The sequence below is a fragment of the Nitrospira moscoviensis genome (assembly GCF_001273775.1).
In the GTDB taxonomy this organism is placed as follows: Bacteria; Nitrospirota; Nitrospiria; order Nitrospirales; family Nitrospiraceae; genus Nitrospira_D; species Nitrospira_D moscoviensis.
In genome coordinates this window covers 1,815,920-1,838,602 of sequence record NZ_CP011801.1, presented here as the reverse complement: position 1 = coordinate 1,838,602, position 22,683 = coordinate 1,815,920, and the positions used below count along the sequence as shown (strand labels likewise).

Annotated in this window: 24 protein-coding genes and 1 pseudogene; 12 read left to right on the top strand and 13 right to left on the bottom strand. The window is 60.8% G+C overall.

Features of this window, described 5'->3' with window-relative positions; genetic code table 11:
- Window positions 1-309: 309 nt before the first annotated feature.
- Window positions 310-642, top strand: a complete 333-nt coding sequence (locus NITMOv2_RS08995) for a hypothetical protein (RefSeq protein ID WP_053379547.1) — start codon at window positions 310-312, stop codon at window positions 640-642.
- Entirely contained in the window at window positions 617-1,639 is a 1,023-nt protein-coding gene (locus tag NITMOv2_RS08990; RefSeq protein ID WP_202967340.1) for an ATP adenylyltransferase family protein, read from the top strand. Before NITMOv2_RS08995 ends, NITMOv2_RS08990 begins: the two co-directional genes overlap by 26 nt.
- A 30-nt stretch (window positions 1,640-1,669) precedes the next feature.
- On the opposite strand, the gene NITMOv2_RS08985 is transcribed toward NITMOv2_RS08990, so the two are convergent.
- The 7 genes from NITMOv2_RS08985 to NITMOv2_RS08960 form a co-directional block, all read right to left on the bottom strand.
- Window positions 1,670-2,305, bottom strand: coding sequence for a hypothetical protein (locus tag NITMOv2_RS08985; protein ID WP_053379546.1), 636 nt, complete (start codon window positions 2,303-2,305; stop codon window positions 1,670-1,672).
- Between the two features lie 142 nt (window positions 2,306-2,447).
- Window positions 2,448-3,206: a transporter gene (locus NITMOv2_RS08980; RefSeq protein WP_053379545.1), complete on the bottom strand. Its 759-nt coding sequence runs from the start codon at window positions 3,204-3,206 to the stop codon at window positions 2,448-2,450.
- A 23-nt stretch (window positions 3,207-3,229) separates the two neighbouring features.
- Window positions 3,230-4,180, bottom strand: a complete 951-nt coding sequence (locus tag NITMOv2_RS23850) for a hypothetical protein (RefSeq protein ID WP_053379544.1) — start codon at window positions 4,178-4,180, stop codon at window positions 3,230-3,232.
- Window positions 4,181-4,189: 9 nt separating this feature from the next.
- Window positions 4,190-4,702, bottom strand: a complete 513-nt coding sequence (locus tag NITMOv2_RS08970) for a DUF4396 domain-containing protein (RefSeq protein ID WP_053379543.1) — start codon at window positions 4,700-4,702, stop codon at window positions 4,190-4,192.
- A 62-nt stretch (window positions 4,703-4,764) separates the two neighbouring features.
- Entirely contained in the window at window positions 4,765-5,532 is a 768-nt protein-coding gene (locus NITMOv2_RS08965) for an FAD binding domain-containing protein (RefSeq protein ID WP_202967339.1), read from the bottom strand.
- A gap of 53 nt (window positions 5,533-5,585) precedes the next feature.
- Complete coding sequence (locus tag NITMOv2_RS24225) at window positions 5,586-5,918, bottom strand: Rossmann-fold NAD(P)-binding domain-containing protein (RefSeq protein WP_202967338.1); 333 nt, start codon at window positions 5,916-5,918, stop codon at window positions 5,586-5,588.
- Window positions 5,919-5,923: 5 nt separating this feature from the next.
- Window positions 5,924-6,577 (bottom strand): DsbA family oxidoreductase, encoded by a 654-nt coding sequence (locus NITMOv2_RS08960; protein WP_053379542.1) that lies wholly within the window; start codon window positions 6,575-6,577, stop codon window positions 5,924-5,926.
- Between the two features lie 92 nt (window positions 6,578-6,669).
- Here NITMOv2_RS08960 and NITMOv2_RS24655 point away from each other — a divergent pair, with 92 nt between their 5' ends.
- Window positions 6,670-7,020 (top strand): winged helix-turn-helix transcriptional regulator, encoded by a 351-nt coding sequence (locus NITMOv2_RS24655; protein WP_053382036.1) that lies wholly within the window; start codon window positions 6,670-6,672, stop codon window positions 7,018-7,020.
- A gap of 166 nt (window positions 7,021-7,186) precedes the next feature.
- Here NITMOv2_RS24655 and NITMOv2_RS08950 read toward each other — a convergent pair whose 3' ends face one another.
- Window positions 7,187-7,516 (bottom strand): helix-turn-helix transcriptional regulator, encoded by a 330-nt coding sequence (locus NITMOv2_RS08950; protein WP_053379541.1) that lies wholly within the window; start codon window positions 7,514-7,516, stop codon window positions 7,187-7,189.
- Between the two features lie 285 nt (window positions 7,517-7,801).
- Here NITMOv2_RS08950 and NITMOv2_RS08945 point away from each other — a divergent pair, with 285 nt between their 5' ends.
- The 7 genes from NITMOv2_RS08945 (at window position 7,802) to NITMOv2_RS24435 (ending at window position 13,553) form a co-directional block, all read left to right on the top strand.
- The gene (locus NITMOv2_RS08945) at window positions 7,802-8,485 is read left to right on the top strand and encodes a hypothetical protein (protein ID WP_053379540.1); all 684 of its coding nucleotides are present in this window, start codon (window positions 7,802-7,804) and stop codon (window positions 8,483-8,485) included.
- Window positions 8,486-8,629: 144 nt separating this feature from the next.
- Window positions 8,630-10,162 carry an LA2681 family HEPN domain-containing protein gene (locus NITMOv2_RS08940; protein WP_145976245.1) on the top strand — a complete coding sequence of 511 codons (1,533 nt, stop codon included), beginning with the start codon at window positions 8,630-8,632 and terminating at the stop codon, window positions 10,160-10,162.
- 271 nt (window positions 10,163-10,433) lie between these two features.
- The gene (locus tag NITMOv2_RS08935) at window positions 10,434-11,099 is read left to right on the top strand and encodes a hypothetical protein (protein WP_053379538.1); all 666 of its coding nucleotides are present in this window, start codon (window positions 10,434-10,436) and stop codon (window positions 11,097-11,099) included.
- A gap of 243 nt (window positions 11,100-11,342) precedes the next feature.
- Complete coding sequence (locus NITMOv2_RS08930) at window positions 11,343-11,681, top strand: nucleotidyltransferase domain-containing protein (protein ID WP_053379537.1); 339 nt, start codon at window positions 11,343-11,345, stop codon at window positions 11,679-11,681.
- A gap of 201 nt (window positions 11,682-11,882) precedes the next feature.
- A complete protein-coding gene (locus tag NITMOv2_RS08925; protein WP_053379536.1) occupies window positions 11,883-12,629 on the top strand; it encodes a thermonuclease family protein in 747 nt (248 codons plus the stop codon).
- A 230-nt stretch (window positions 12,630-12,859) separates the two neighbouring features.
- A complete protein-coding gene (locus NITMOv2_RS08920; RefSeq protein ID WP_053379535.1) occupies window positions 12,860-13,300 on the top strand; it encodes a heavy metal-responsive transcriptional regulator in 441 nt (146 codons plus the stop codon).
- The gene (locus tag NITMOv2_RS24435) at window positions 13,275-13,553 is read left to right on the top strand and encodes a thioredoxin domain-containing protein (RefSeq protein ID WP_083447884.1); all 279 of its coding nucleotides are present in this window, start codon (window positions 13,275-13,277) and stop codon (window positions 13,551-13,553) included. The genes NITMOv2_RS08920 and NITMOv2_RS24435 overlap by 26 nt, the downstream gene beginning before the upstream one ends.
- Before the next feature lie 82 nt (window positions 13,554-13,635).
- On the opposite strand, the pseudogene NITMOv2_RS25005 reads toward NITMOv2_RS24435, so the two are convergent.
- Together NITMOv2_RS25005 and glgP are read right to left on the bottom strand one after the other, a co-directional pair.
- Window positions 13,636-13,743: pseudogene (locus NITMOv2_RS25005) on the bottom strand (cation-transporting P-type ATPase); the annotation flags it as partial.
- A 126-nt stretch (window positions 13,744-13,869) separates the two neighbouring features.
- The gene (gene glgP, locus NITMOv2_RS08910; RefSeq protein ID WP_053379533.1) at window positions 13,870-15,711 is read right to left on the bottom strand and encodes an alpha-glucan family phosphorylase; all 1,842 of its coding nucleotides are present in this window, start codon (window positions 15,709-15,711) and stop codon (window positions 13,870-13,872) included.
- Between the two features lie 538 nt (window positions 15,712-16,249).
- On the opposite strand from glgP, the gene NITMOv2_RS08905 reads away from it, so the two are divergent.
- On the top strand, window positions 16,250-16,519 hold the full coding sequence (locus tag NITMOv2_RS08905) for a hypothetical protein (protein WP_053379532.1): 270 nt from the start codon (window positions 16,250-16,252) through the stop codon (window positions 16,517-16,519).
- Window positions 16,516-16,722, top strand: coding sequence for a hypothetical protein (locus NITMOv2_RS08900; protein WP_053379531.1), 207 nt, complete (start codon window positions 16,516-16,518; stop codon window positions 16,720-16,722). Before NITMOv2_RS08905 ends, NITMOv2_RS08900 begins: the two co-directional genes overlap by 4 nt.
- Here NITMOv2_RS08900 and NITMOv2_RS08895 read toward each other — a convergent pair.
- From NITMOv2_RS08895 to NITMOv2_RS08885, 3 genes are all read right to left on the bottom strand, one after another.
- Window positions 16,719-19,877 carry an efflux RND transporter permease subunit gene (locus NITMOv2_RS08895; protein ID WP_053379530.1) on the bottom strand — a complete coding sequence of 1,053 codons (3,159 nt, stop codon included), beginning with the start codon at window positions 19,875-19,877 and terminating at the stop codon, window positions 16,719-16,721. The genes NITMOv2_RS08900 and NITMOv2_RS08895 overlap by 4 nt on opposite strands.
- 90 nt (window positions 19,878-19,967) lie before the next feature.
- Entirely contained in the window at window positions 19,968-21,224 is a 1,257-nt protein-coding gene (locus tag NITMOv2_RS08890; protein WP_202967336.1) for an efflux RND transporter periplasmic adaptor subunit, read from the bottom strand.
- On the bottom strand, window positions 21,221-22,504 hold the full coding sequence (locus tag NITMOv2_RS08885) for a TolC family protein (protein ID WP_187299414.1): 1,284 nt from the start codon (window positions 22,502-22,504) through the stop codon (window positions 21,221-21,223). Before NITMOv2_RS08885 ends, NITMOv2_RS08890 begins: the two co-directional genes overlap by 4 nt.
- Between the last annotated feature and the right edge of the window lie 179 nt (window positions 22,505-22,683).

Here is a 22,683-nt window from a genome sequence, read left to right as displayed (position 1 = left end):
ATGCAGCCTTTCCCTCTTGCTTGTTCCGTAGGTCTTTCAGGTAGCGCTCTTCCGCCGCCGGATGTTCACAGAGCTCCTTCAGAGAGGGCATTATCGGAAGTCGCCGCCGCCTCGGTCAACCCGTCCGGCGATGGGAAGACAGAATGTCCGCCGGAGCCGGGACAAGATGCCCGTGCCCGTCCCGGCGATCGGGTCAACCGGTCGCAATCGTTACGATTTGTCTTTCCACGTTCCTGGCAGAACATTTGCGGCGATCGTCGGTAAGTTCGTCGGCTTTCATCCCTACCACCATACAGGCCCGGAGGTTTCATGATGAACCTATTGCGACTCATAGTGATCGCTGTCTGGTCGTTCGGCGTGGCTGCGGCCGCGGTCCAGACCGGCGAGGCCGCCACCAACTTCAACGGCAGCACGATCATCGGCATCGATCGTGCCGAGCGGACGGTGACGTTCCGCACGAAGGAGGGCGAGAAGTGGACGCTCCCGGTGGAAAACCCCGATCTGCTGAAGGGCGACCGCATTGCGCAGGGGGATCAAGTAAGCATCGAATTGGATCCGGATGACCGCATTACCAAGATCGTCAAACCCAACGACTCCGGAGGCCGGCAGGAGGCACGTGAAGCCCGGGAAGACGGCCAATAGCAGCCCGCGGCTCGGACAGGCGGAAGGCGCAGGCCGGCCGACGGGAGGGGCAGCTCCCGCGGACCGGACGCCGGCGTGGAGAGTTTCCCAAGCGTCGTCGCAGCAGCCGCCGGATGAACAGGATCGTGTGCTGACGCCCGGCACGCTGTTGATGGCCTTGCACGAGCGGGCGGCCCGCGCCCGCCGGCTGGGAGCGATCCACTCCATCCATACCATAACCGAAGTGCTCGAGCAGGATGGGGTGGCCTTTCAGATCAAGGTCATGCAGTCAAATGCCAAGCCAGTGAGCGGGGCGCCGGCGAATCGGAACCCCTTCCTGCCCTACGATCCTGATCTGTTCGTAGCGTCGATCTCCCCGACCCACGTCGCGCTGTTGAACAAGTACTCCGTCCTCGAACCGCATCTCTTGATCGTCACACGGGCGTTCGAAGATCAGCGGGCGCAACTCACCCAAAAAGATTGCGAGGCGCTCCTCGCGGCGCTGACGGAGATCGACGGCCTGGCCTTTTACAACGCCGGCCAGGAGGCCGGGGCCAGTCAGGCTCACAAACATTTGCAGATCGTCCCGCTGGCCGAGACGGGGTTGTCTCCCTTGCCGATCGAGCCGTTGTTGCGGTTCACGCACATGGAAAATCCGGTCGGAACGGTGCCCGGCCTGCCCTTCCGGCATGCCTGCGCCCCGATGGATGCCGACTGGATCAATCCGGAGAAAGACAGCGGCGCGTCGGCGCATGCCTGCTACCGGGCGCTGCTGCGCGCCGCCGGCTTGTCGGTGGAAGCGAGCACCGGCAGCCAGGCGATGACCGGGCCGTACAATCTGCTGGCGACGCGCAAATGGCTGCTGCTGGTGCCGCGATCCGAGGAATGCTTCGAGGGCGTCTCGATCAATGCGCTCGGCTTCGCCGGGGCGCTGCTCGCAAAGAGTCCCGCGCAGCTGGCGGCGCTGCGGCGACACGGTCCCATGACGGCGCTGCGCCGGGTGGCGCTCCCGCCGTGAGGACCAGAGCCGCTGAACGCCGGCGGGCTCTCAGCGTCCGCCGTCACCGGACGGACGCTCGCCCGGTTGCCGGAACCGCAGCCCCGCCGCGTCGAACGTCGTAATGCCGACGAACTTATCGAAGCTGTGCTCCAGCACATCCCGCATCAGTTCCTGCGCGTCCTGCTCCTCGAACCACCACACGTTGTAGCGGCCGTCGCCGTTGACGGTGTAGGTCAGGGTGCTGCCGTCTTTGTTCGCGGCCTGGATCGCGAGCTTGCTCTTCGCCACGATGTCGGTGGTGAAGAGGCCGCGGGTGGAATCGAGCGACAGCTCCACGATCGTCCCCGAAATCGCGACATCGCCGGCCTGCTGCCGGGCCGACGCCAGGACATATTCCACCGGCCATCCGTTTCGCGTGAGGTGTTTCGTGAGCGCCTTGGCGACGGCTTGGCCCGGCGTCTCGTCCTTGATCTGGAAGAGGTCTTCGGATCCGAAGAAGGATTGTCTCGTGCCCAGACGCCGGCGATCGACCCGCGCGTCCGTAAAATCGCTGATCACCATGCGCAGGCCGGAGACCGGCATGAAATCCTTCGACAGGGCAATGGGAATCACGTCGTCTTTCGCACAGCCGTAGAGTAGCCCGGCCAACAGGACGGACACGGCGATCAGGGCGGATCGGTTCACCTTGCGCCTCCTCTGTTCTCGGTTGTTCTCTCACCCCGGCATGAAGGACCCCTTCCACGGACCTCCCGCCGTCTTGTTCTCTATACCAGGGTCTTCGGGGCAGGGCACCAGGGAAACCCCTGGCGCCGCGACTGGGGGAAGGTCAAAACCCGACCGACACGCCGACGATGCCTTGAAAGGCGATCCGATCGGCGGGGCCGAGAAATTCCGTTCCCAGGCCGGCGTCCAGGACGATCCGCGAAGTGAATTGATGGCGGATGCCGGCTTCGACGCCCGTATGGTTGCGCCGCCCACGCAGGTCGGCCTGGCGGGTGTAGACACTCGCGATGATCGTTTCGCGGAAGCGAAGCGGATAGCCGAGCGGATAGCTCACCGCCGCCACGACGCGATACGCTCCCGGCCGCTCCTGCCCGCGGGGCGCACCCGCAAATTGATAGCCCGCGTTGAGATGCGCGCGCAGGCGGCCGAAGGAGCGCGTCACGATGCCCGTCACCTGCGTATCGACGCCCTGAGAATTCACCCCCGTCGGGAATTCCGTGCCGACGCGGACGGCCAGGGCCGGCAGGCGGGTCGTTTCCGTATTGAAGTTGTAGAGGACAGCCAAATGGAGATCGCCGGACTTGCTCGGGCCGATCGCCGCCGGCGCATCGCTGAACAGATCGCCCTGGATCTCAATCTGCGTGTTGTCGAAGGCGCCGTACAGAATTTGCGGCTGGAAGGTCACACGTGTGCGGCCTTCCCGTCGATCGGTGACACGGACGCCGCCTTCCACCCCGATTTCGCCTTTCGGGATCGCGTAGGCGTCTTCAATGGCGATGGGCCGGTTGGGATCGAGATTGTCGTGATCCAGCGCCGATCCCGCCGCCGGCATCAGCAACAGCGGGACCAGGACCGCCGGCATGGCCCATGGCGCCGGAGCCCTCTTCAATGCCGGTGCTCCCGGTCTGCGGTCGGCGTCGCGATCATCGGATTGGTCGCGTCGGCGCTCGCCAGGTAGTACGTATTCACGACTCGATAGATTTCCGCCCGCTTGGCGTCCCACGTCGGCAGCAGTTCGGAGGCCAGGATGTCGCTGATGTTGTCGTGCAGCATGTGCAGGTTGTCGAAGATATTGGCCACCTCCGGATAGCGCGCGGCGAACGCGGGGCTCAGCTCCGCGGTGAGCGGCATGAAGGTCCATTCGATCGGCGGTCGTGCCAGATAGCCGCGATAGGTCCCGAGAATCGGCCGGACCGCTCGGGTCTTCGCCGCGAGATCCGGCGCGGCCTGCAGCGGGTCATACACGGCGACCTGCAGATAGTGGTAGGCCCAGATCGTCGCGTTGAAGAGTGGAAATCGCGCGCGGAACGTTTTGGAATAGGGAAATCGGTCCAGCCGGTGATGATCGAGCCGCTTGGCCGTGATGGCATACGGACTCTCCTGGTAGTAGGCCAGCACGTTCTTGATAGCCCGATCCTTGTCCCGTTCGTCGGACACCATGATGTCGTAGGTCGCCCGGTGCAGCGCATGCGCCTCGTCGAAGGTGTTCTGCGCACGCCAGGCGAGTTTCATGTAATTCGGCGCGATCGCCTCTTCGTTCGGATTCAGTCGCGGCTTGGTCGCGATGAACGCCAGCGTCTCCTTCCGGGCGCGGTCCTCGATGGCCGGCACGTCCTTGCCGCCGGTCAACAACAAATTTTCGTACAGATTCGAATGGCCGAAATCCACGCCGTTGAATTCGCTGTCCAGCTCGGCCAGATCTTCGCGCAACGAAAAGTTCCAGAGCGCGCGGTAGTAGAACCGCTTGTCGCGCGGCTCGAACTGGGCGCAGGCGGCGAGCGCGATCATGGCCGCCGCCAGGATCACCGCCGTCCGTATGAACGCGCCTTTCATCATTCCGTCTCATCAGTGACCATGGTGCGCATGGACCACCGCGTGCCCCTTCCCTTGCGCGATGAGCCAGCGGTTCACAGGAAAGGCCGCGACACCCGCCACGATCAGCGAGACCGCCAAGCTGCCCCAGAACAAGAAATCCGTCAACCCCGCCTCCATGGCTCCCGGGATGGCCAGCATGACCGCGTTGTCCACGAGCTCCATGATCGTGATGGACACCGTGTCGGACGCGAAGGCGAGCCCCAACGCCGTCCCCCACGCTATCCCGGCCCGGCGCAGCGGCCAGAGCGTGAGGGCGTAGCCGAACACGAAGGCGAGCACGACCGCCAACGCGACGGTCGGCCAATTGCTCCACCCCAGCGCAGTCCCGATGACCATGCCCAATACCTCCCCGATGGCGCAACCGGTCAAGCAATGGACCGTGGCCGAGACCGCAAGGCGGTTGAGGGACGCGCCGTCTTCCGCCATGGCGTGGTGCTGGTGATGTCCATGCTCGTGATGGGCGTGATTGTCTCCGGTCATCATCTTTCCCTCCTCCTTTCTCGACAGAGTCGAGCGCCTCGTCGAGACATTCAGGTCCCTTCTCCTCACCACTGGACTGTTTCCCCGCGATCCGGAAACTGGGAGCGGTCCCCGAGCATCTGGCCCCAGCGGCGCAAGTAGCGTCCGAGTTGCAGTTGGCCCGGCTCCCACTTCCGCAGCGCATGGGTCACATCCGGCTCTGCTTCGAGGGCCTCGACCAACGCCAGCACGTTTGCGGCCGCCTTCGACGTACTCGCGGCTGTATGTGGACGCGGCACGAATGCGGCATCCCCGAGGAGCGCCACGCGTCCATGCACCATGCGCGGCACTTCCAGATCCACGATCGCCTGCACAAACGGCTCCCGTGTTGCCTCTATCAGCATGCGCATGGGCCATGGGAGCTGCTCACGAGCGGCTTCGCGTAGCACTCGCTCGACTTCAGGCGCCAGCATGCCCGGCGCGACCCCGCTTTCACGGCGTAGTCCGGTGCGATCAGTGAGCATTGGCTCAAGCTCGGTCTCCTCGTCGGCATTGCGATACCAGACCCAGTTGTAGCGGCGCGACCCGGGCGCCACGGATAAATCCTCGCGCGCCACCAGGTACACGAGCATGTGCGAGCGCGGGTACTCGAAGAAGGTGAACCGGTCGCGAAGAAGGTCGGCCGCTGCTCGAGGCAGCTGCTCTTCAGGCACAAGGCCACGAAACGCCACATACCCGGCATACTGAGCGCGTATGTCCGGCAGCACAACCCCGCGGACCGCCGAGCCGCCCCCGTCGGCGCTGATCAGCAGCTCGCTCTCCACCTCGCCGACGCCGTCGATGGTGGCCCGCACGTGATCAGGCGTTTGCCGGAGCGTACGGAACGTGGCTCCCTGGTGATACCGGTCTATGGGAACACGGTGCGCAGAGCGCGATAGATCGCGTTCCAGGACGTCTGCTTTTGCAGCACGGTCATCCGCTGCGCGATTCGTCCGGCTCGATCCAGGAAGATGCGCTCCCTGGCCCAGACACCCGCCGGGCCATCCGGGTCCAGTTCGAGTCGCCGAAAGACCTCCACTACCTCGGGCTGCAGGACGATGCCGCCGCCGCGGCTTTCGAGCTCTCGCGGAGAGCGCTCATAGACCTGCACCTCCCAGCCGCCACGGTGGAGCAGCGCACCCGCGAAGAGGCCGGCCAAGGAGCCTCCAATCACTGTGGCGCGTTTGTGTTTCGTCGGCATGTGCCTCAGCGAGCACTGCTCGCCCCCCTCTCCAAGACTTTCCGAATGCCCGCGGCCAAAACCTCGGCAGGCTGCGCTCCCGACATCGCATGCACGTCGTTGAGCACAAAAAACGGCACACCCGTGATGCCGAGGTTGCGCGCTCGGGCCTCTTCCGCCTGCAGCTCGCGCACTGCTTCGTCGCTATCCAGATACCGCCGCGCGGTTTCGCCGTCGATTCCGCTCTTCACGGCCATGGCCACGAGAACATCCGCGTTGCCGATGTCGTATCCTTCGGTGAAATAGGCGCGAAAGAGGCGTTCGACAACGGCGTCTTCCACCTTTTCCTGCCGGCCGAGCACCACCAGACGATGAGCCAACGACGTGTTCGGGGTGCGTGCCATTCGATCAAAGTCGAATTGGATCCCCACTTCGACGCCGGCGCGCGCCACTTGTGCGTCGAGTGCTTGCGAGCGCGCCCAACTGCCGAACTTCGCCGTCCGGTAGGCCTGGCGATCCATGCCTTCGCGAGGCATGGCCGGGTTCAATTGGAACGGCCGCCAATGCACCTCGGTCTCCATGTCGGGACCGAGTTGCGCGAGCGCCTGAGAAAGCCGCCGTTTCCCGATGTAGCACCATGGGCAAATGAGGTCGGAGAATACATCGATCGTGAACGCCATAGCGTCCCCTTTCTCGTGGATGACGTGCACAGTGATAACACTCAGCGGGCGGTTTGGAAGAGGGCACCGCTCTGTGCTATAGGTACTTTCCGGTGCCTCGAGGACGATCACAGAGTCCCCTCACTTCGACGCAAGAAGTGCTTGGGCGTATTGCCAATAAGTGGACGGCCTTGATTATCTGCGGATTGGCGAACGGCCCCAAGCGACACCGGGAGTTGCAGCGGCAGCTCCAGGGAATCTCTCAGAAGATGCTGACACAGACGCTGAGGAGTTTGGAACGCGACGGGCTTGTCGAGCGAACGGTCTATCCCACGGTTCCGCCCAAGGTGGAGTATTCGTTGACGACGTTAGGACAGACACTCATTGATCCCCTGCGCGCTCTGCACAATTGGGCTGAGTTGCATGTCGAGGAGCTTCGTGCCGCGCGCCTGTCGCGTCCCTGATCGAGACCGCCTATCCAAGAACGCGTGAGGAACGCGGTCATCGGGAGGCTGCTGAAGTGACAGCGCCGTGCGGACCTCGCAACAGAAAAATTGCACGCGCAGCGTGTATGACTCGGATGCTGGCGATCCAAACCGCCGCAGCCATATCTACCGCCGTCCAGACTGATCACGCAGCCACCCCGGAGTTGCGCCCCAGGACCTTCCCGATATCTCGTGGCGTCGCGCCGAGCATCACCAACCCTCGTAGGAGCAAATCGATCGAGACGGTCTGATCCGCCGCCTCCATCTTCGCCACACGCGACTGACTCGACCTCAGCCGCTTCGCAAGGGCGACCTGCGAAAGGCCGCGAGCTTCGCGACGCGCCCGCAAAGCCTGGCTCAGGCGCACCTTCATCTCGACCAGCGCGGCTTCTTCCGGATTCAGCCCCAAGAACTCGCTTGCCATCCCGATTCGCCACCCACGCGCTTCAAGCCGCTTCCGCTTTGCCTTATCCATGATCACTCCTCCCCTCGTGACACCTGATCGTACATGCGCAAGCGCCCAGACCATGGGCTTGTTGGCAGTGAGGCGGACATGGGATGGACAGCCCTGCAGACCGGCTCGGGAGAGCCAGGCTGCGTGAGTGGTGCAGGCTTCTCTGTATATGACCACGTTGACACTCTCTGCTATTTCAAGGAGAATCCAGGCGATTTATGCATTTCAGGTTGAGGAACTACACAAGATAGGCCGCTAGAAGGCTCAGTGTCTTGGCTGCTCACTTCATAGTTTTGGCGCGATCTCATGGCGTCCAAAGTTCAGGAGCGCATCTTTGTGGGGGCCTTTCTGCAGCGCCTGGGCCCGAGCTACGTAATCGTTGAGGAGCGCGAGTCTCCCGACTTCCTCATTTCGGACGGAAAGGTGCAGTTTGGCATCGAGGTTGCCCAGGTCTTCCGCAATCAGGGCCCGGCTGGTTCACCGTCAAAGGCCGCCGAGTCCCGGCGTATGCAGTACCTGAGGCGGCTGGCGTCAGATTACTATTCACGACACGGGTTGCCGCTTCTCGTCAAGGCGCAGATCCCCGACCGCTTCGATGCGAACACGGGCGCATTGGCCGATCGCCTCAGAGCTGCGCGCCCTGCCGATCCGTGGAATAGACGCCAGTTCACTGTGCGCGACTATCCGTTCCACTTGACCTCGCTGCCGCCAGAGGTCGGCCAGTATCGTCGCTGGGTCTGCATCAACAACTCCGTGGGCTGGCGTGGATGGTTGGCGACCAACGACATCGGGCCGGTTATCGATGAAAAGGCGTCAAAGCTATCCAACTACCGCAAGGCGATCGCACGAGTGGAATTGCTGCTTGTGGTGGATGCTACGCGGACTTCCGGCATGGTTCGCTGGCGCGATGGGAGTCTGGTTCCTGTGGCCCATGGCTTCGATGCTATTCACCTCTACTTTCATCCAATCGAGACAAGGCGACTTGCGTAGGATAGCCGCCCTACCGGCTGCAGAAGGCAACAAGAAGCGGCTAAATGCCTTGTTGGTGCCCGCCTCCAGCGTCTCCTCTTCCCTCAGTCCCATTTGTAACGGCAGCTGGGGGCCGGCGTTGGACGCGTAATGGATCACCAAAAGATGAACAAGGTCGTGGATACCAAGGACGTCGAACGGCGGTTCCGCGAATGCCACGCTACACTAAACGCGCTCATCGACCAAGATCCGCGGTTGGCCATTGAAGCTGCACGTGCGCTCACTCCTGATGATGTGTTAAACGGACGCGATCTCAATGCGCTAAGGGTGGGGATCCTGATAGACGGAGGAATCGCGGCAAATGACGTCCGAGCAGTGGACGAGGGTGTGAACTTACTTCAGCGCCTTCTGGATAGCGACCCCAACCGTGGTGACCTCCAATACTCTCTGGCTAACGGACTTACGGGAAAGGCTGATCTCCGCTCCTATTCGGGTCCGGCCTGGTATTGCGACACGGCTGATCTGCGACGCAAAGCCAGACGCCTATACCGATTTGCAGAAGAAGGAGAGGCTGGCTCATTCATCGCCTCTCAGGCACTCACCAATCTTGGTAACGCGCTTATAAAAGCATACCGCTCTGTCGAGGCGTACGACTGCTATCTGAGTGCGCTTGAGAGCGACCCAACTAACGGGGTTGCGCTCACTGGTGCCGCGAAAATTCTTCTCCGATTTGCAAACGAAGGCACGGGAAACCGAGATGTCCTGCTTGGAGTTGCTGCGCGGCACTTGAGAACTGCGCGAGAGAACCGTGAGAGGATTCGAGAGCTGGCAGGAGAGCAGGCATACAAACAGTTGTCCGAGTTGATAGAGACGAGAACTGAAAGCGGAGCTTTGCCAAACTTATCTTCAGCTACTAACTACCAGCGGTTTGTGGCGAAGCATCGCTTGGCCCTGACACCAACCATTGAAGGCCTCGACCTGGCGATGCAGCGTTGGGACTCGCTGCACATCGAAACCATTACCGAGACCATTAACACCGAGCACGGTGTTCCGCCAATCTTCGCGATGTTCAATGTACTTAAAGCTGACTACCTAACGGCGCGGTTTCTAGCGTATCTGGCGCTGGAAGAGGAACTTACCGACAGCGGGAAATACTCCGACACCTTAGACTACGCAACCTACGGCATTCGGTCTTCAGTTCTTACCCTGTCCCAGCGGTCCTGTATGGATGTGCTCGACAAGACTGCTGTTGCGGCAAGCGAATATCTCGGTCTTCCGGGTGACCCAAAGTCAATCGACTTTCAGACGAGATGGTTCGTGAAGCCAAAGAGGGATGAACCGCTGACCTGGCAACCTGAGATACACCGTGAGATCGCCTTAGGGAACACCGCACTGATTGCCTTGACCGAAGTCTCTTACGACCTCCCCGAGGGCGGATTCCTACAGAACAAGCGGTCAATCCGCAACACATCCACACACCGCTTCGCCGTGCTGCATGACTTCGGCGCAAAGTCGAGTCGTGAATGTCGGCACATCGATCATTATGAGCGTGGAGCTTTTGAGAACCAGTTAATCGAGACACTCCAACTAACACGCGCTGTCTTATTTTACTTCGTTGAGATGATCAAGCTTCGTGAGAAGCGGTTATCAAAGGGTAGCCCTCTGACGATGCGACTATGCGTTCCCGATCATGACTAGATTCGGGGTGAGGAAGAGGGGCCGAGGCAGTAGTCTCCTACTATGCGATTAGTGCCTAACAAGCGGCCCAACACAAGCGCGACTACGCCGCGACGATTAGCCGAAGTGTTATGCGGCAGAGGTTAAATGAAGAAGCAAATCGAGATTCTTCAATCGTACGCCGATGCTTTTCGAGATCTCGTGAATTCATGCGTTCGGCGGAACAAGGAACATCCTTAATAAAGCGCTGCAGTTGAACTCCGAGACGGACTGGAGCTTTGTCTGCGTAGCAATGGACGTCATCGGTGACGCCTCGTTGGCCATTGCAAATTTCCTTCGGTTCGGCCTCGATGGTCCATCGCGCTACGAAGACATTGGTGAACAATACCTTCGCCTCTATGGAGTATTAAACGCAGCATATATTCAGCAGCAGGCTGTACTGAAACTATACCTTCTGATGAATTGTCCAAATCCGCGAGACATCAAGGGTATCTTTCATGGGCTTGAAATAAGGACGCTACGACACCAGCTCGCCTCGCATAGTTTGGACTTTTTGGCACCAGGGTCGAACTCCAAGCAGGCATTTGTTCCAGTCCGCATCGACTTGGCGGGGTTCACTTGTACGCTGACGGAAAATCGTGGTGATCGGAACCGCGCCGTCAAACTAGACGAGGCGCTTGATGTACATTGCGAAGCGGTAATTGATGCCCTCGACCGGACATATGAGAAGTCGATTAGGACTCTATTTCGTGGACAAGCAAACAGAATGGAAGAGTTCAGAAAGAGACTTAATGACCTTCGATTCGAGAAGGGCGGCAATCTGATCTTGCGTGCTGGTGAGGGCGACAAACAGCGTGAACTGCGCATTGTCTTCGTCGCCCCTAAGAGCAAGGAGTACGAAGCGGATCACAGCGTTCAAAGGGATCGCGAGAGAAGACGTCGGACGGCCCGCCGGTGAACCGAAGCATTAGGGAGAATCGGAAATGTACCGCGAGTCTTTTCTGGTTCCTTTCAAGAAGACCATCCTGCGTATTTCGAAGCACCCACTGCCGCATAAACTGTTTTCGCCATCGCAGGCATCCGTCTCATCCAGCACGGGTTACTCCTCAGCGCAGAGAGGCCGACTGCTCTCTGTATCTGTGGAAAAGCTCGGCGGCATTCGCTATCATGACGGCCGTCGACTTACCGGAGATCTCGGCGGATGGCGGGTGCTCTCACATTCCCCCCGGTCACGGACCAACTCCTGGAAGAAGTGGTCCATCGCATTCTTACCGTTGGTTCACCCACCAAAATCGTCCTGTTCGGCTCCCATGCGAAGGGTACTGCCCGTCCTGACAGCGATTTGGACCTGCTGATCATCGAAGAGTCCGACCTGCCGCGCTATCGGCGTTCGGGGCGATATCGGCGGGTGCTTTGCGGAGTGTTTCCTGCCAAGGATGTCGTCGTATGGACTCCCCAAGAAGTCGAGGAGTGGAAGGCTGTTCCCAATGCCTTCATCTCTACCGCGCTGGCCGAAGGCAAGCTCCTCTATGAAAGATAGGCACAGCCTGCGGCCGCCGACGCTGTCGACTTGGCTGACCGGGTGCGCGATGCGTTCTCGCCCGCATGCCGCCGGATACCCGACCTTGATGTAGCCGCTGGGAACATTGAAAGCCATCGCCTAACCTTGCATAACGTCATCGCCTTCCGGCGATAGTCCCTCCAGACCCCGGTTCCAGCCGGGCGTTCTTTGGGGTGTGTTATGGTCCTGCTGTTGCCTCGTTTCGTCGTCTCATGGCTCCTCATCCTTCCGCTATCCCCAACCGCAGCTGCCGAGGAGTTCACCGCCCGAGTGATCAGCGTGATCGACGGTGATGATCTCATCGTCCGTCATAACGGCCTAAATGAAGATGTTCGGCTCTACGGAATCGACTGTCCGGAGGAAGGGCAAGCCTATGGGCGCCGGGCCAAGGAATTCACCACCAAGCTCGCCTACCACAAAACGGTGACGGTGCAGGCTCATGGCTCGGATGCGTTCGGGCGAACGATTGCCGATGTGATCCTTCCTGACGGGCGTCTCCTCAACCACCAGTTGGTCAAGGCAGGGCTGGCTTGGTGGTTCCGAAGGTACGCGCCAGACAATGAAGAACTCGCAACACTGGAGAATGAGGCAAGAGCCTCCAAAAAGGAACTGTGGAGAGACGCCGACCCTATCCCGCCCTGGGTCTTTCGCAAGCTCCGGCGTGGTCAACCGCTTGATCCTTCCGATTTCGCCCTGCTCGACAGACGTCCTCCCAGCCTTGGCTCATCGGCGGAGCGCAGTCCGCCCACAGACCAACCGAATACTCTGACGCTCCCGATCATTGGGAACCGCCACAGCCATATCTATCACCGTCCAGACTGTCCCAATTACAGCCAGGTGGCTGCAAAGAACCGAGTGAAGTTCAACAGCGCAGCGGAAGCGGAAGCGGCAGGCTATCGAGTGGCAAAAAACTGCCCGAGGAGTTAAAGCTCCTGGTTGTCCCACCCCGCCGGAAGCCCGACTTTGATACGTAGCTGGGGAGAACTTGAGAGAACACCTTACTCCTCGATGTCAAAGCATCGAAAAGAGGCACGCCAGTATTCCGAGTGACACGCTGCAACGTCCATAGCGTGAGACTCAGGACCGCCATGCCGCCTGATTCCCCTCTTGACTTTGTACCGTGGTACAGGGTGTAGCGTATGTAACGAGGCACTGCGATGAGCTCGGAGCTGACAATCGGGCAAGTGGCCGGAGCGACCGGCATCACCGTGCAAACGGTTCGTTACTATGAGCGACTTCACCTTCTCAAGCCGATTGCTCGCCGACCGTCCGGCTATCGACTCTATAGCCGAGACGAAATCCGGCGCCTGCACTTCATCAAAAACGCGCAGGCGTTGGGCTTCACCCTGCGCGAGATCAGGGAGTTGCTGAATCTCCGCGTGAATGCCTCGGCACCGCGCGGTGCGGTGCAGCGAAAGGCGCGTGAAAAGCTCGCCGAGGTGAACCGAAAAGTGCGCCAACTACAGGCCCTCGGCCGCTCGCTCCGGACGTTGATCCGTTCATGCGAGAGCGGCACGCTGGAAGCGAGATGTCCCATCATCCACAACTTGGAAGAACACAGGAGGAGGCACAATGACGACTCACAAGCGACGCGTTGAAGTGTTTACGTCCGGTTGTCCACTCTGTGCCACGACCGTCAGTCTCGTGAAATCTCTCGCCTGCCCCACTTGCGAAGTGCAGGTGTACGATCTTCGGGAAGGCTGTGCGACCAACGAATGCCGGGACAAAGCGGCCCGCTATGGCATGACCGCCGTCCCGGCGGTGGCGGTCGATGACAGGCTGCTGGACTGCTGCCGTAGAGGTCCGATTGATGCGGCCGCACTCCAAGCCGCAGGGATCGGACGGCCATAGTACACAGCAACGCGTTCGGGATCATGATTGCCACGATCGCCGCCGCGTCGATCCATTCCTGCAACAAACCGGACACCACCGCGGCGCCGAGCAGGACCCAGATGATCAAGCCGGAGAATTGCGTCAGAAACATCGTGAGAGGCGCAGGCTGCGGCGCCTCAGGCTGCTCGTTCGGACCGGGCCGAGGCAAGCCGACGCTCGGCCTCCGTCTGAGTCAGGCCGCGGTCGAGGTTCGAGCCGAACTGGCGCTCCAGGGAGCGCGTCATGCAGAAGCTCTTACTCTGGGCAGCCGGGTCGTGCTCCGCCGGAAGACGTGTCACACATACGCATTGGCCGCGTACTGCTGCACCATGCGGTGAGTGTTGAAGAAGGAGGCGTTGAGCGCGATCGTCTGCCGCATGACATCGATCCAATGATCCCGCGACCGGTAGTACATCGGCATGATCGTCCAGCGCAGCTTCTGATACAGCTCTCGCGCCTCCTCCGGCTGATCGGGCTTCTGGGCCATGGTTCGTGAGCCGATCGACCAGCCCGTCACGCCTTCGATGTGGCCTTCCAGCCACCACCCGTCCAAGACGCTCAGACTTGGCACGCCGTTGTGCGCCGCCTTCATGCCGGACGTGCCGGAGGCTTCCAACGGCCGTTGCGGGGTGTTGAGCCACAGATCCACGCCGGCGGTCATCAGTCGAGCGAGCAGCAGTTCGTAGTTGTCGAGGTAGAGGATCGTGACATCCCGTTCCAGCTGCTTGGCTGCTTGCACGACACGCCGGATCATCTCCTTGCCGGGCTCATCCTTGGGATGGGCCTTACCGGCGAAAAGGATCTGCAGAGCTCCCACCTGCTTGACCGTCTCGATCAATTCATGGGGAGCCGACAGAAGCAGATCCGCCCGTTTGTACAATGTCGCCCGTCGGGCGAAGCCGATCGTGAAGGCGTCAAGATTCAACTGTCGTTGCGTGCGCCGCCTCACCTCATCGAGCAACCGCGTCTTGGCCTGCACGTGAGCGTCCCAGATGTCCTGGTTTGACAGACTGATCGCATAGCGAAGAGAGAAGGGATCGGTTCGCCACCCCGGAATCGCGCGATCATAGAGCTGCCGAAACGGCTCGGAGGTCCAGGCGACCGAATGGATGCCGTTCGTGATGGAATCGATGGCATATCCGGGAAACATCTCTTGAGAAACTTCGCCATGTCGCTTGGCGACGCCGTTGATATGGGTGCTCATGTTGAAGCCAAGCAACGTCATGTTGAGCCGGTCCCTCCCACCCAGCATCTGCAGGACCTCCAGCGGGAGCAGGTCTCCCATGACGCAACGGACGAGATCATAGGCAAATTGATCGTGGCCGGCCGGCACCGGGGTATGGGTCGTAAAGACGCAGCGCCGCCTCACCGCAGCGAAGTCCCACTCCGTCGAACCGACCGGCGTCGCATCCCGTAGCAATTGAAGCGTCAATAAGGCGGCGTGGCCTTCATTCATGTGAAACCGGTCTATCTCGGTGTACCCAAGGGCTTGGAGCATCCGGACGCCTCCGATGCCGAGGACGATTTCCTGCGCGAGTCTGTAGCGCTCGTCACCTCCGTAGAGCCAAAAGGTCAGCTCTCTGTCTTCCGGGGCATTCTCGGGCCGATTGGTATCCAACAAAAGCACCGGAAGCCTGCCGCCTGTGACACCCACGGGCTCGTACTGCCAGGCTTGGACGACGACGGTCCGTCCTTCTATGGTCAGAGACACCGTGACCGGCAGAAGACGAAGCGGACCTCCGGGTTCCCAGGTGACCGGATGCTCCTGTTGGTTGCCCCATTCGTCGAGCTTCTGCTCGAAGTAGCCCTTCCAATAGAGCAAGCTCACTCCCACAACGGGAATTTTAAGATCGGCGCAGGATCGCAACGTGTCGCCGGCCAGGACTCCCAAGCCTCCGCTGTACGTCGGCATCGCAGGATCAAGCGCCGCCTCCATCGTAAAGTAGGCGATGCGCCGGGCGGAGGGGCTGACAATTTCCGACGGCTCACGTGCTCCCAGGTATCGCTCGGGATCGGCCAGGAAGGATCGCCGGCAGAGCTCCGAACAGAAATACCAGGTCCGGCCTTCATAGGCGGCGGTCATTGCCTGTTCCCTGAAGACCGTCATGCCGCAGACTGGATCCTTGGCACTGATCATGCGCCACCCTCAACATACTATTTTCAAGTATGCCTTCCCTTCTTCGCAGCTGCCTATCTCGCGTGGCGACTACATGATCGATTTCATCGTCTCATGGCCACGATCAATTGGCGTTTTCCGATCACGGTTTTTTGGGTGTTTTCGATTCGCTCTATCTCGATCTCTGGCTTTCTGACCCCCTTTGCATTCAAGGCCGTTTCCATGGCGGCTCGGAGGCGCGACGCCAATGGACCATTGGACATTGTCTGAATCAGAATCATCTGGTTCGAAGAATCCGGTCATGAACCGCCGGCCGAAGAACCGGACAAGTTCAACCGTTTGATGGCGGAACTCGTGCGGCCTGCGGCGCTGGCTTCATCCTCGTAACCGGTGATGTCAGGCCCTTAGTATATCGCCTCATCCCTTATGACACCGCGTGCTTCCAAGCCCAGCAAGCTATCGAGAAGTGTCGTCTCCAGACGGCCCATCGAGCAAGACTCATGCTGGTTGATGGCGCAACATATGTGTGATATACGTGTGTCTCGATCAAGGAGAAGATATGGCAGCCAAAGTCATGACATCGATTTATCTCACGCCCTCGCAGAAGAAAGCCCTCTCGCGCCGTGCCAAGCAACGCCAAGCCACGGTGTCCGATGAAATTCGGACGGCATTGGATCGCCATTTGGAACGTGACGACGAGGGCGAACTACAGCTCGGTCTCCTGGCCGGGGAAGCCGACAAAGCGTTGACGCGCATGATCAGCAAGCTCGACGAAGCCCACGCGGCGGTTAACAGCCTGAAGCGCAGCCTGGTGAGCCGAAAGCGATGAGTTGGGCCGGAGACGCGCTCGCCGCGCTGCGCAAGATCATCACGCTGGAAGAGCGAGTCACGACCCTCTCGGACGACATCCATGAGCTCACCCGCATGCTCAGGGATCTTGACCATCGCCTTGTCAAGATGGAAACGAAGTTCGAAGTCTACGAACGCTTGAGCGACAAACCAAGATCTCGTCGCTTGCCGCCTCAAAACTAGCGAATCCCGTCACTTCCATTTCCGTCACCTCCGCCTCCTGACGTCCGTTCTTTCCACCACCGCCACATCACGTAGACGGGCGGGATGACGAACAGCGTCAGGATCATGGCGGAGAAGACCCCGCCGACCTGCGGGGCGGCGATGCGCTTCATCACGTCGGCGCCGGTACCCGTGGCCCACATGACCGGAAACAGGCCGATCACGTCCACGAACCCGATCATCGCCATCGGCCTGATGCGTTCCACGGCGCCCATGTGGACCGTATCTATGACGTCTTGCACCGTCTTGAGCCGGCCCGCCGCTTTGCGCCGCGCGCAGGCTTCGTCCAGATAGGCCAACATCACGGCGCTCGTTTCCGCCGCCGTCCCCACCACGGTGATCATCCCGACCCACACGGCGATGCTCATGTTGTATCCGAGCACCGACAGATACCAGACGGCGCCCACCAGCGAGAGCGGCACGCCGACCATCACCATGAAGGTCTCGGCGACTGAACGGAACGTGAAGTAGAAGGCGACGAAGATGATGATGAGCGTCAGCGGCACCACGAGCTTCAGTCGCTCTTTCGCCCGCTCCATGAACTCATATTGCCCCGACCAGACGATCGTATAGCCGGGCGGCAGTTGCACCTTCGCCGCCGCTGCCTGCTTGAGATCGTCCACGTAGCTCCCCACGTCGCGACCGGCCATGTCCAGGAAGACGTAGCCGGCCAGCATGCCGTTCTCATCCCGGATCATCGGAGGGCCGCTGACAAACCGCAACGTGGCGAGTTGCGCCAGCGGCACCTGTGCGCCGGTCGGCGTTTGAACCAAGACCCTTTGGAGTTTTTGCGGATCGTCCCGTAGCTCTCGGAGATAGCGCACATTGATCGGATACCGCTCCCGTCCTTCGATGGTGGCCGCGATGTTTTCGCCGCCGATGGCGGTTTCGATGGTCCGGCCCACGTCCATCAGCGTGAGGCCATAGCGGGCGATCTCGTCTCGGTTGATGTCAAAATCCAGGTAGTACCCGCCGGAGACTCGCTCGGCATACACGCTCCGTGTACCGGGGACGTCTTTGAGGACCATCTCCAGGTGCTCGCCGAGTCGCTCTATCTGCTTGAGGTCCGGGCCGAAGATCTTGATGCCCACCGGCGTGCGGATCCCGGTGGTGAGCATATCGATCCGGTTTCGGATCGGCATGGTCCATGCGTTGGTCACGCCGGGAAATTGCAGCGCCCGGTCCATCTCGTCGACCAGGCCTTCATAGCTCAGGCCGGGGCGCCACTGGTCCTTCGGTTTCAGCTCCACGATCACTTCCATCATGCTGAACGGCGCCGGGTCGGTGGAGGTTTCCGCCCGGCCGGCCTTCCCGAAGACATGCTCCACTTCCGGAAATGCTCGCAGCTTGCGATCCATGATCTGGAGCAGCCGGCCCGCCTCGGTGACGGACAATCCCGGCAGCGTCGTAGGCATGTACAGCATGGTCCCTTCGTAGAGCGGCGGCATGAATTCGGAGCCCATACGCTGATAGACCGGCACGATGCTGAGCAGGAGCCCCGCGGCCAGCAGGACCACGGTGCCCCGGTGCTCCAGCGTCCAACGCAAGAGCGGCGCATACATGCCTTGCAAGCCCCGGCTCACCGGGTGGCGCCGCTCTGGGACAATCCGTCCCCGGATGAACGTCGGCAGCGAGGCCGGCACCAACGTGATCGCGAGCACGGCGCACATGGCGATGGCGAGATTGTTGGTCCAAGCCAGCGGCTTGAACATCCGCCCTTCCTGGGCTTCCAGGGCGAAGACCGGGATGAACGAAATCGCGATGACCAGCACCGAGGCAAAAATCGCCGGCCCGACTTCCTTCGCCGAATCGATGAGGACTTGCAGCCGCTCGCCTCGGCGCCCGTCGCGCTCCCACTCTTCCAAGCGCTTGTGGGCGTTGTCCACCATGACGATGGCGGCATCGACCATGTCGCCGATCGCGACGATGATCCCGCCGAGCGACATGATGTTGATGCCGATCTGCATCAGGTACATCGGAATGAAGGCGATCAGGACCGCGATCGGCAGCGTCAGGATCGGCACGACGGCGGAACGCACATGCAGCAGAAACGCGACGATCAGGAGCGCCGTGACCAGCAGTTCCTCCAGCAGGCTTTCGTTCGCCGTGGCGATCGATTCGCGGATCAGGTCGTTGCGATCATACACCCCGACCACCTTCACGCCCTTCGGCATGGAAGGTTCGAGGTCCTTGAGCTTGGCCTTCACCCTCTCGATCACGGTCACCGCGTTCTCGCCGAACCGCATGACGACGATGCCGCCCACCACTTCGCCCTTGCCGTCCAGGTCCACGAGACCTCGCCGCATGTCCGGTCCGAGCCGCACGGTCGCCACGTCGCGCAACAAAATCGGCGTACCGTTCTCGTTTACGCTTACGGCGATCTTCTCGATGTCCTCCGTCTTCTTGATGTAGCCCCGCCCGCGGACGACGTATTCGATCCCGGAAAACTCCACGACGCGGCCGCCGACGTCGTTGTTGCTCTGTCTGATCGTCTCCACGATCGAGGGAATGGACAGGCGGTAGGCGAGGACCTTCGTGGGATCGAGGTTGACCTGGTACTGGCGGACGAAGCCGCCGACGCTCGCCACTTCCGCCACCCCTTCCACCGCGCGCAGCCAGTAGCGGAGGTACCAGTCCTGAAAGCTGCGCAACGACGCCAGGTCTTGTTGTCCCGATTCATCGACGAGCGCGTATTGGTACACCCAGCCGACTCCCGTCGCGTCGGGACCGAGCTGGGGGGTGACGCCGTCCGGCAGCCGGCCGGCCAACTGATTCATGTATTCCAGCACGCGGCTCCGAGCCCAATAGATGTCGGTCCCGTCTTTGAACAGGACATAGACATACGAGTAGCCGAAGTCCGAGAAGCCGCGGACGACGGTCACTTTGGGGGCGGACAGGAGGGCGGTGACAATCGGATAGGTGATCTGGTCTTCGATCAGATCGGGCGAGCGGCCGGGCCAGGTCGTGTACACGATGACCTGCGTATCGGAGATATCCGGCAGCGCGTCGATCGGCGTCTGCCACATCGCCCAGAGCCCGACGGCCGAAAAAGCGAAGACGAGCAGGAACACGATGAAACGGTTCCTCGCGCTGAACTCGATGATGCGTGCAACCATGGTCTTGTTTTTGGTTTGTTTGGTTTGTCTTGTTTGTTTGGTTCAACCAGACAAACCGGATGAACCAAACAAACAAGACAAACGTCCGTTCTATTTCATGCCCATCCCGCCCATGCTGTCGACGGCCGACTTCAGGCGGCTTTCGCTGTCGATCAAGAAATTGGCCGAGGTGACGATGTGGTCGCCTTCCTTGAGGCCTTCCAGCACTTCGGTCCATTCGCCGGTTCGGACGCCGGTCTTGATCAAGCGCGGCTCGAGCCGCCCGCCGCCGTGATGGAGAAACACGATCTGCTTGTGTCCTGACTCGATGATGGCTTCCTGTGGAATCGCCAGGCGGGCGCCCACATCGACCCGCAATTCCACGTTGGCGTACATGTCGGGTTTCAGTTTGTCGTCCGGGTTGTCCAGCTCGAACCGCACTTTCGCCGTGCGGGTTTTCGGGTCCAACGTGGGATAGATGAACCCCACGCGGCCGGTGAAGACCGTGCCGGGATCGTAGGACAGGGTGACGGCCGCCTGCTGGCCGACCTTCACAAACGGCAGCTCGTACTCGTAGATGTCGGCCAGGACCCAGATGTGCGACAGGTCCGCGATGGTATACAACTCTTCGCCCGGCTCCACATGGGTGCCTTGCAGCACTTCCTTGCGAATCACCGTGCCGGTAATGGGTGAATGGATCGGCAAGGTCTTGGTGACCTGCTTCGTCCGCTCCAAATCCCGGATGTGGTCGTCCGTGATGTCCCAGAGATGTAAGCGATGCCGCGTCGCCTTGAGCAATTCGTGCGAACTGCGGGCCACCTCCGGGAACTCGCTTTCTCCGAGCTGCCTTCTGCCCTGAAGCGCCAGCAGATATTCCTCCTGTGTCGCCACCAAGTCCGGGCTATAAATGGTGAACAGCTCCTGCCCCTTCTTCACGTGATCCCCGGTCGCGCTGACGAAGAGCCGTTCGATCCAGCCGTGGAATTTGATGGTGACTTTGGCCAGGCGGCGCTCATCCGGCGTCACGCGCCCGACCGTCCGGACGACTTTTTCAAGGGGACGGACTGTCACCGGCTCATAGCGCACGCCGATCGTCTGCAGCCGCTCTTGCGGAACCACCACCATTCCCGATTCAGTCGCCTTCGCGTTCTCCGCCTGCTGCTGCATGCCCTCCATATCCGGCATGGCTTCGGACGCCTTCGGTGAGCCAGACTCATCGCGCGGTCGGTCCATGCCGGGCATGTCCTGCATGGTTCCCGATCGCGAATCTCCCGGCGGGAACAATATGGACCGGAACAGCGCGGCCCCTAGGGCCGCAATGGCGATGAAGCCTACCAGTCCGACGATGACCACTCGCCGATGCTTCATCTGGATGTCCTCTGCGGGAGCGGAGCGTTCAACGATCCGCCGGTCAACGCTTCGAGCCTGGCCAGTGCCCGCTCGTGACTGACCATTTCCCCATGGAGTTCCAGCTGGCTGTCCTGCAGCGTCAGAAGGCTGTTCAGCAGCGTGAGAAAGTCCACTTTCCCCACCGCGTATCCGGCCTGGGCCGCTTGGAGCGCCAACGTGGCCTGCGGAATGATGGCGTCACGCAAGATGGTGATCAGCCGCTCGGCTCGCTGGGCTTGGACGAACCCGTCCTTCACCTGAAACAAGAGATCCTGCCTGGTGGCGGTGAAGTCCTCCCGGGCTCCTTCGAGCCCCGCCAATGCTTCCCGCACGCCTTGTTTCTGCTTCGATTCATAAAAGAGGGGAATCTTGATGCCCACGATGACTTGGTAGCCGTTGTCGTTGATCCGATCGTTCCGGAGTCCGAGTGCTTGGACATCGAAATCGGGAAAGTACTGGCGTTTGGCGAGCGAAACGGATCGCTCCGACCGATCAATGCCCTTCGCCGAGGCCCGCAAGGCGGGGGACAATTCGTCCGCTCGGCGATTCAACTCGTGTAATGGAACCGTGAGGATGGTAGTGTGGATTTCTTCCGGAGTGCCGAGCGGTCCGGCGGGGGGGCGATTCAGGAGCCGATTGATGGCGGCATGGAGACTTTCCATCTGTTGATCCAAGACCGCCAGCCGATCGAGGACGCGCGAGATTTCCACCTGCGCCCGGAACACATCCTGCTGCGCCGCTTGGCCCACGCTGTACCGCGCCTTGGCCGTCTTCTCGAACTGCATCAGCAACGCTTTGTTGCTGCCGACGATTTCGATGCTTTTGTGGACGAAATGCAGGCTGTAGTAGGCCTCTTTTAAGGCCGCGATCAGCCTGAGGCGGGTCGCCTGATACTCCTGCTCAAGCCGTTCGGCGTCGCGTTCCGCCACCTCGCCTCGGAGCCTGAGTTTTCCGGGAAATGGAATGTCTTGCCCGAATCCGTACATGGCGCCTTCCACAACGGGAGGCACCATGGGCATCCGCTGATAGCCGAGCTGCAGCTTGGGATCGGGTAATGTCTGGACTTGAGGCACCACCGCCTTGGCTGCCTCCCACCGCTGCCGCGCGGCTTTGATCTCCGGGTTGGCGGCTTCCAGCTCGTCGATCAAACCGCCAAGACCGATGCGTGGCTCTGTGTGGCTGCCATGTGTCGTTCCGTCTGCAGACAGCGGATTGCCGGTCTCCGCCGCCCACAAGAACCCCGGGAAGAACATGGTCATGGAAAGAAGACAACCGGCAATGCAACCGCTGCCATTCCAAACGCGTGAGTCGTCCATGCGACACCTCCAGTCCGCGTTGAACAAACGCATCAACGCCCGCTTGACCGGCGCGGCCAAGCGGCGAGTGAAGCACTGGAGATGGGAATCAGATCCGAAGGACCGAGGAGGAGGCTATGGAG

Excerpts from the sequence above, each read along its gene's own strand:
- NITMOv2_RS08900 (WP_053379531.1), top strand. The coding sequence starts at position 16,516 with ATGAGTTGGGCCGGAGACGCGCTCGCCGCGCTGCGCAAGATCATCACG.
- NITMOv2_RS08895 (WP_053379530.1), bottom strand. The coding sequence starts at position 19,877 with ATGGTTGCACGCATCATCGAGTTCAGCGCGAGGAACCGTTTCATCGTG.
- NITMOv2_RS24435 (WP_083447884.1), top strand. The coding sequence starts at position 13,275 with ATGACGACTCACAAGCGACGCGTTGAAGTGTTTACGTCCGGTTGTCCA.
- NITMOv2_RS08960 (WP_053379542.1), bottom strand. The coding sequence starts at position 6,577 with ATGGCGTTCACGATCGATGTATTCTCCGACCTCATTTGCCCATGGTGC.
- NITMOv2_RS08925 (WP_053379536.1), top strand. The coding sequence starts at position 11,883 with ATGGTCCTGCTGTTGCCTCGTTTCGTCGTCTCATGGCTCCTCATCCTT.
- NITMOv2_RS08945 (WP_053379540.1), top strand. The coding sequence starts at position 7,802 with ATGGCGTCCAAAGTTCAGGAGCGCATCTTTGTGGGGGCCTTTCTGCAG.
- NITMOv2_RS23850 (WP_053379544.1), bottom strand. The coding sequence starts at position 4,180 with ATGATGAAAGGCGCGTTCATACGGACGGCGGTGATCCTGGCGGCGGCC.
- NITMOv2_RS08950 (WP_053379541.1), bottom strand. The coding sequence starts at position 7,516 with ATGGATAAGGCAAAGCGGAAGCGGCTTGAAGCGCGTGGGTGGCGAATC.
- NITMOv2_RS08905 (WP_053379532.1), top strand. The coding sequence starts at position 16,250 with ATGGCAGCCAAAGTCATGACATCGATTTATCTCACGCCCTCGCAGAAG.
- NITMOv2_RS08995 (WP_053379547.1), top strand. The coding sequence starts at position 310 with ATGATGAACCTATTGCGACTCATAGTGATCGCTGTCTGGTCGTTCGGC.
- NITMOv2_RS08890 (WP_202967336.1), bottom strand. The coding sequence starts at position 21,224 with ATGAAGCATCGGCGAGTGGTCATCGTCGGACTGGTAGGCTTCATCGCC.
- NITMOv2_RS08920 (WP_053379535.1), top strand. The coding sequence starts at position 12,860 with ATGAGCTCGGAGCTGACAATCGGGCAAGTGGCCGGAGCGACCGGCATC.
- glgP (WP_053379533.1), bottom strand. The coding sequence starts at position 15,711 with ATGATCAGTGCCAAGGATCCAGTCTGCGGCATGACGGTCTTCAGGGAA.
- NITMOv2_RS08930 (WP_053379537.1), top strand. The coding sequence starts at position 11,343 with ATGGCGGGTGCTCTCACATTCCCCCCGGTCACGGACCAACTCCTGGAA.
- NITMOv2_RS08940 (WP_145976245.1), top strand. The coding sequence starts at position 8,630 with ATGAACAAGGTCGTGGATACCAAGGACGTCGAACGGCGGTTCCGCGAA.
- NITMOv2_RS08970 (WP_053379543.1), bottom strand. The coding sequence starts at position 4,702 with ATGATGACCGGAGACAATCACGCCCATCACGAGCATGGACATCACCAG.
- NITMOv2_RS24225 (WP_202967338.1), bottom strand. The coding sequence starts at position 5,918 with ATGCCGACGAAACACAAACGCGCCACAGTGATTGGAGGCTCCTTGGCC.
- NITMOv2_RS08935 (WP_053379538.1), top strand. The coding sequence starts at position 10,434 with ATGGACGTCATCGGTGACGCCTCGTTGGCCATTGCAAATTTCCTTCGG.
- NITMOv2_RS08980 (WP_053379545.1), bottom strand. The coding sequence starts at position 3,206 with ATGCCGGCGGTCCTGGTCCCGCTGTTGCTGATGCCGGCGGCGGGATCG.
- NITMOv2_RS08885 (WP_187299414.1), bottom strand. The coding sequence starts at position 22,504 with ATGACCATGTTCTTCCCGGGGTTCTTGTGGGCGGCGGAGACCGGCAAT.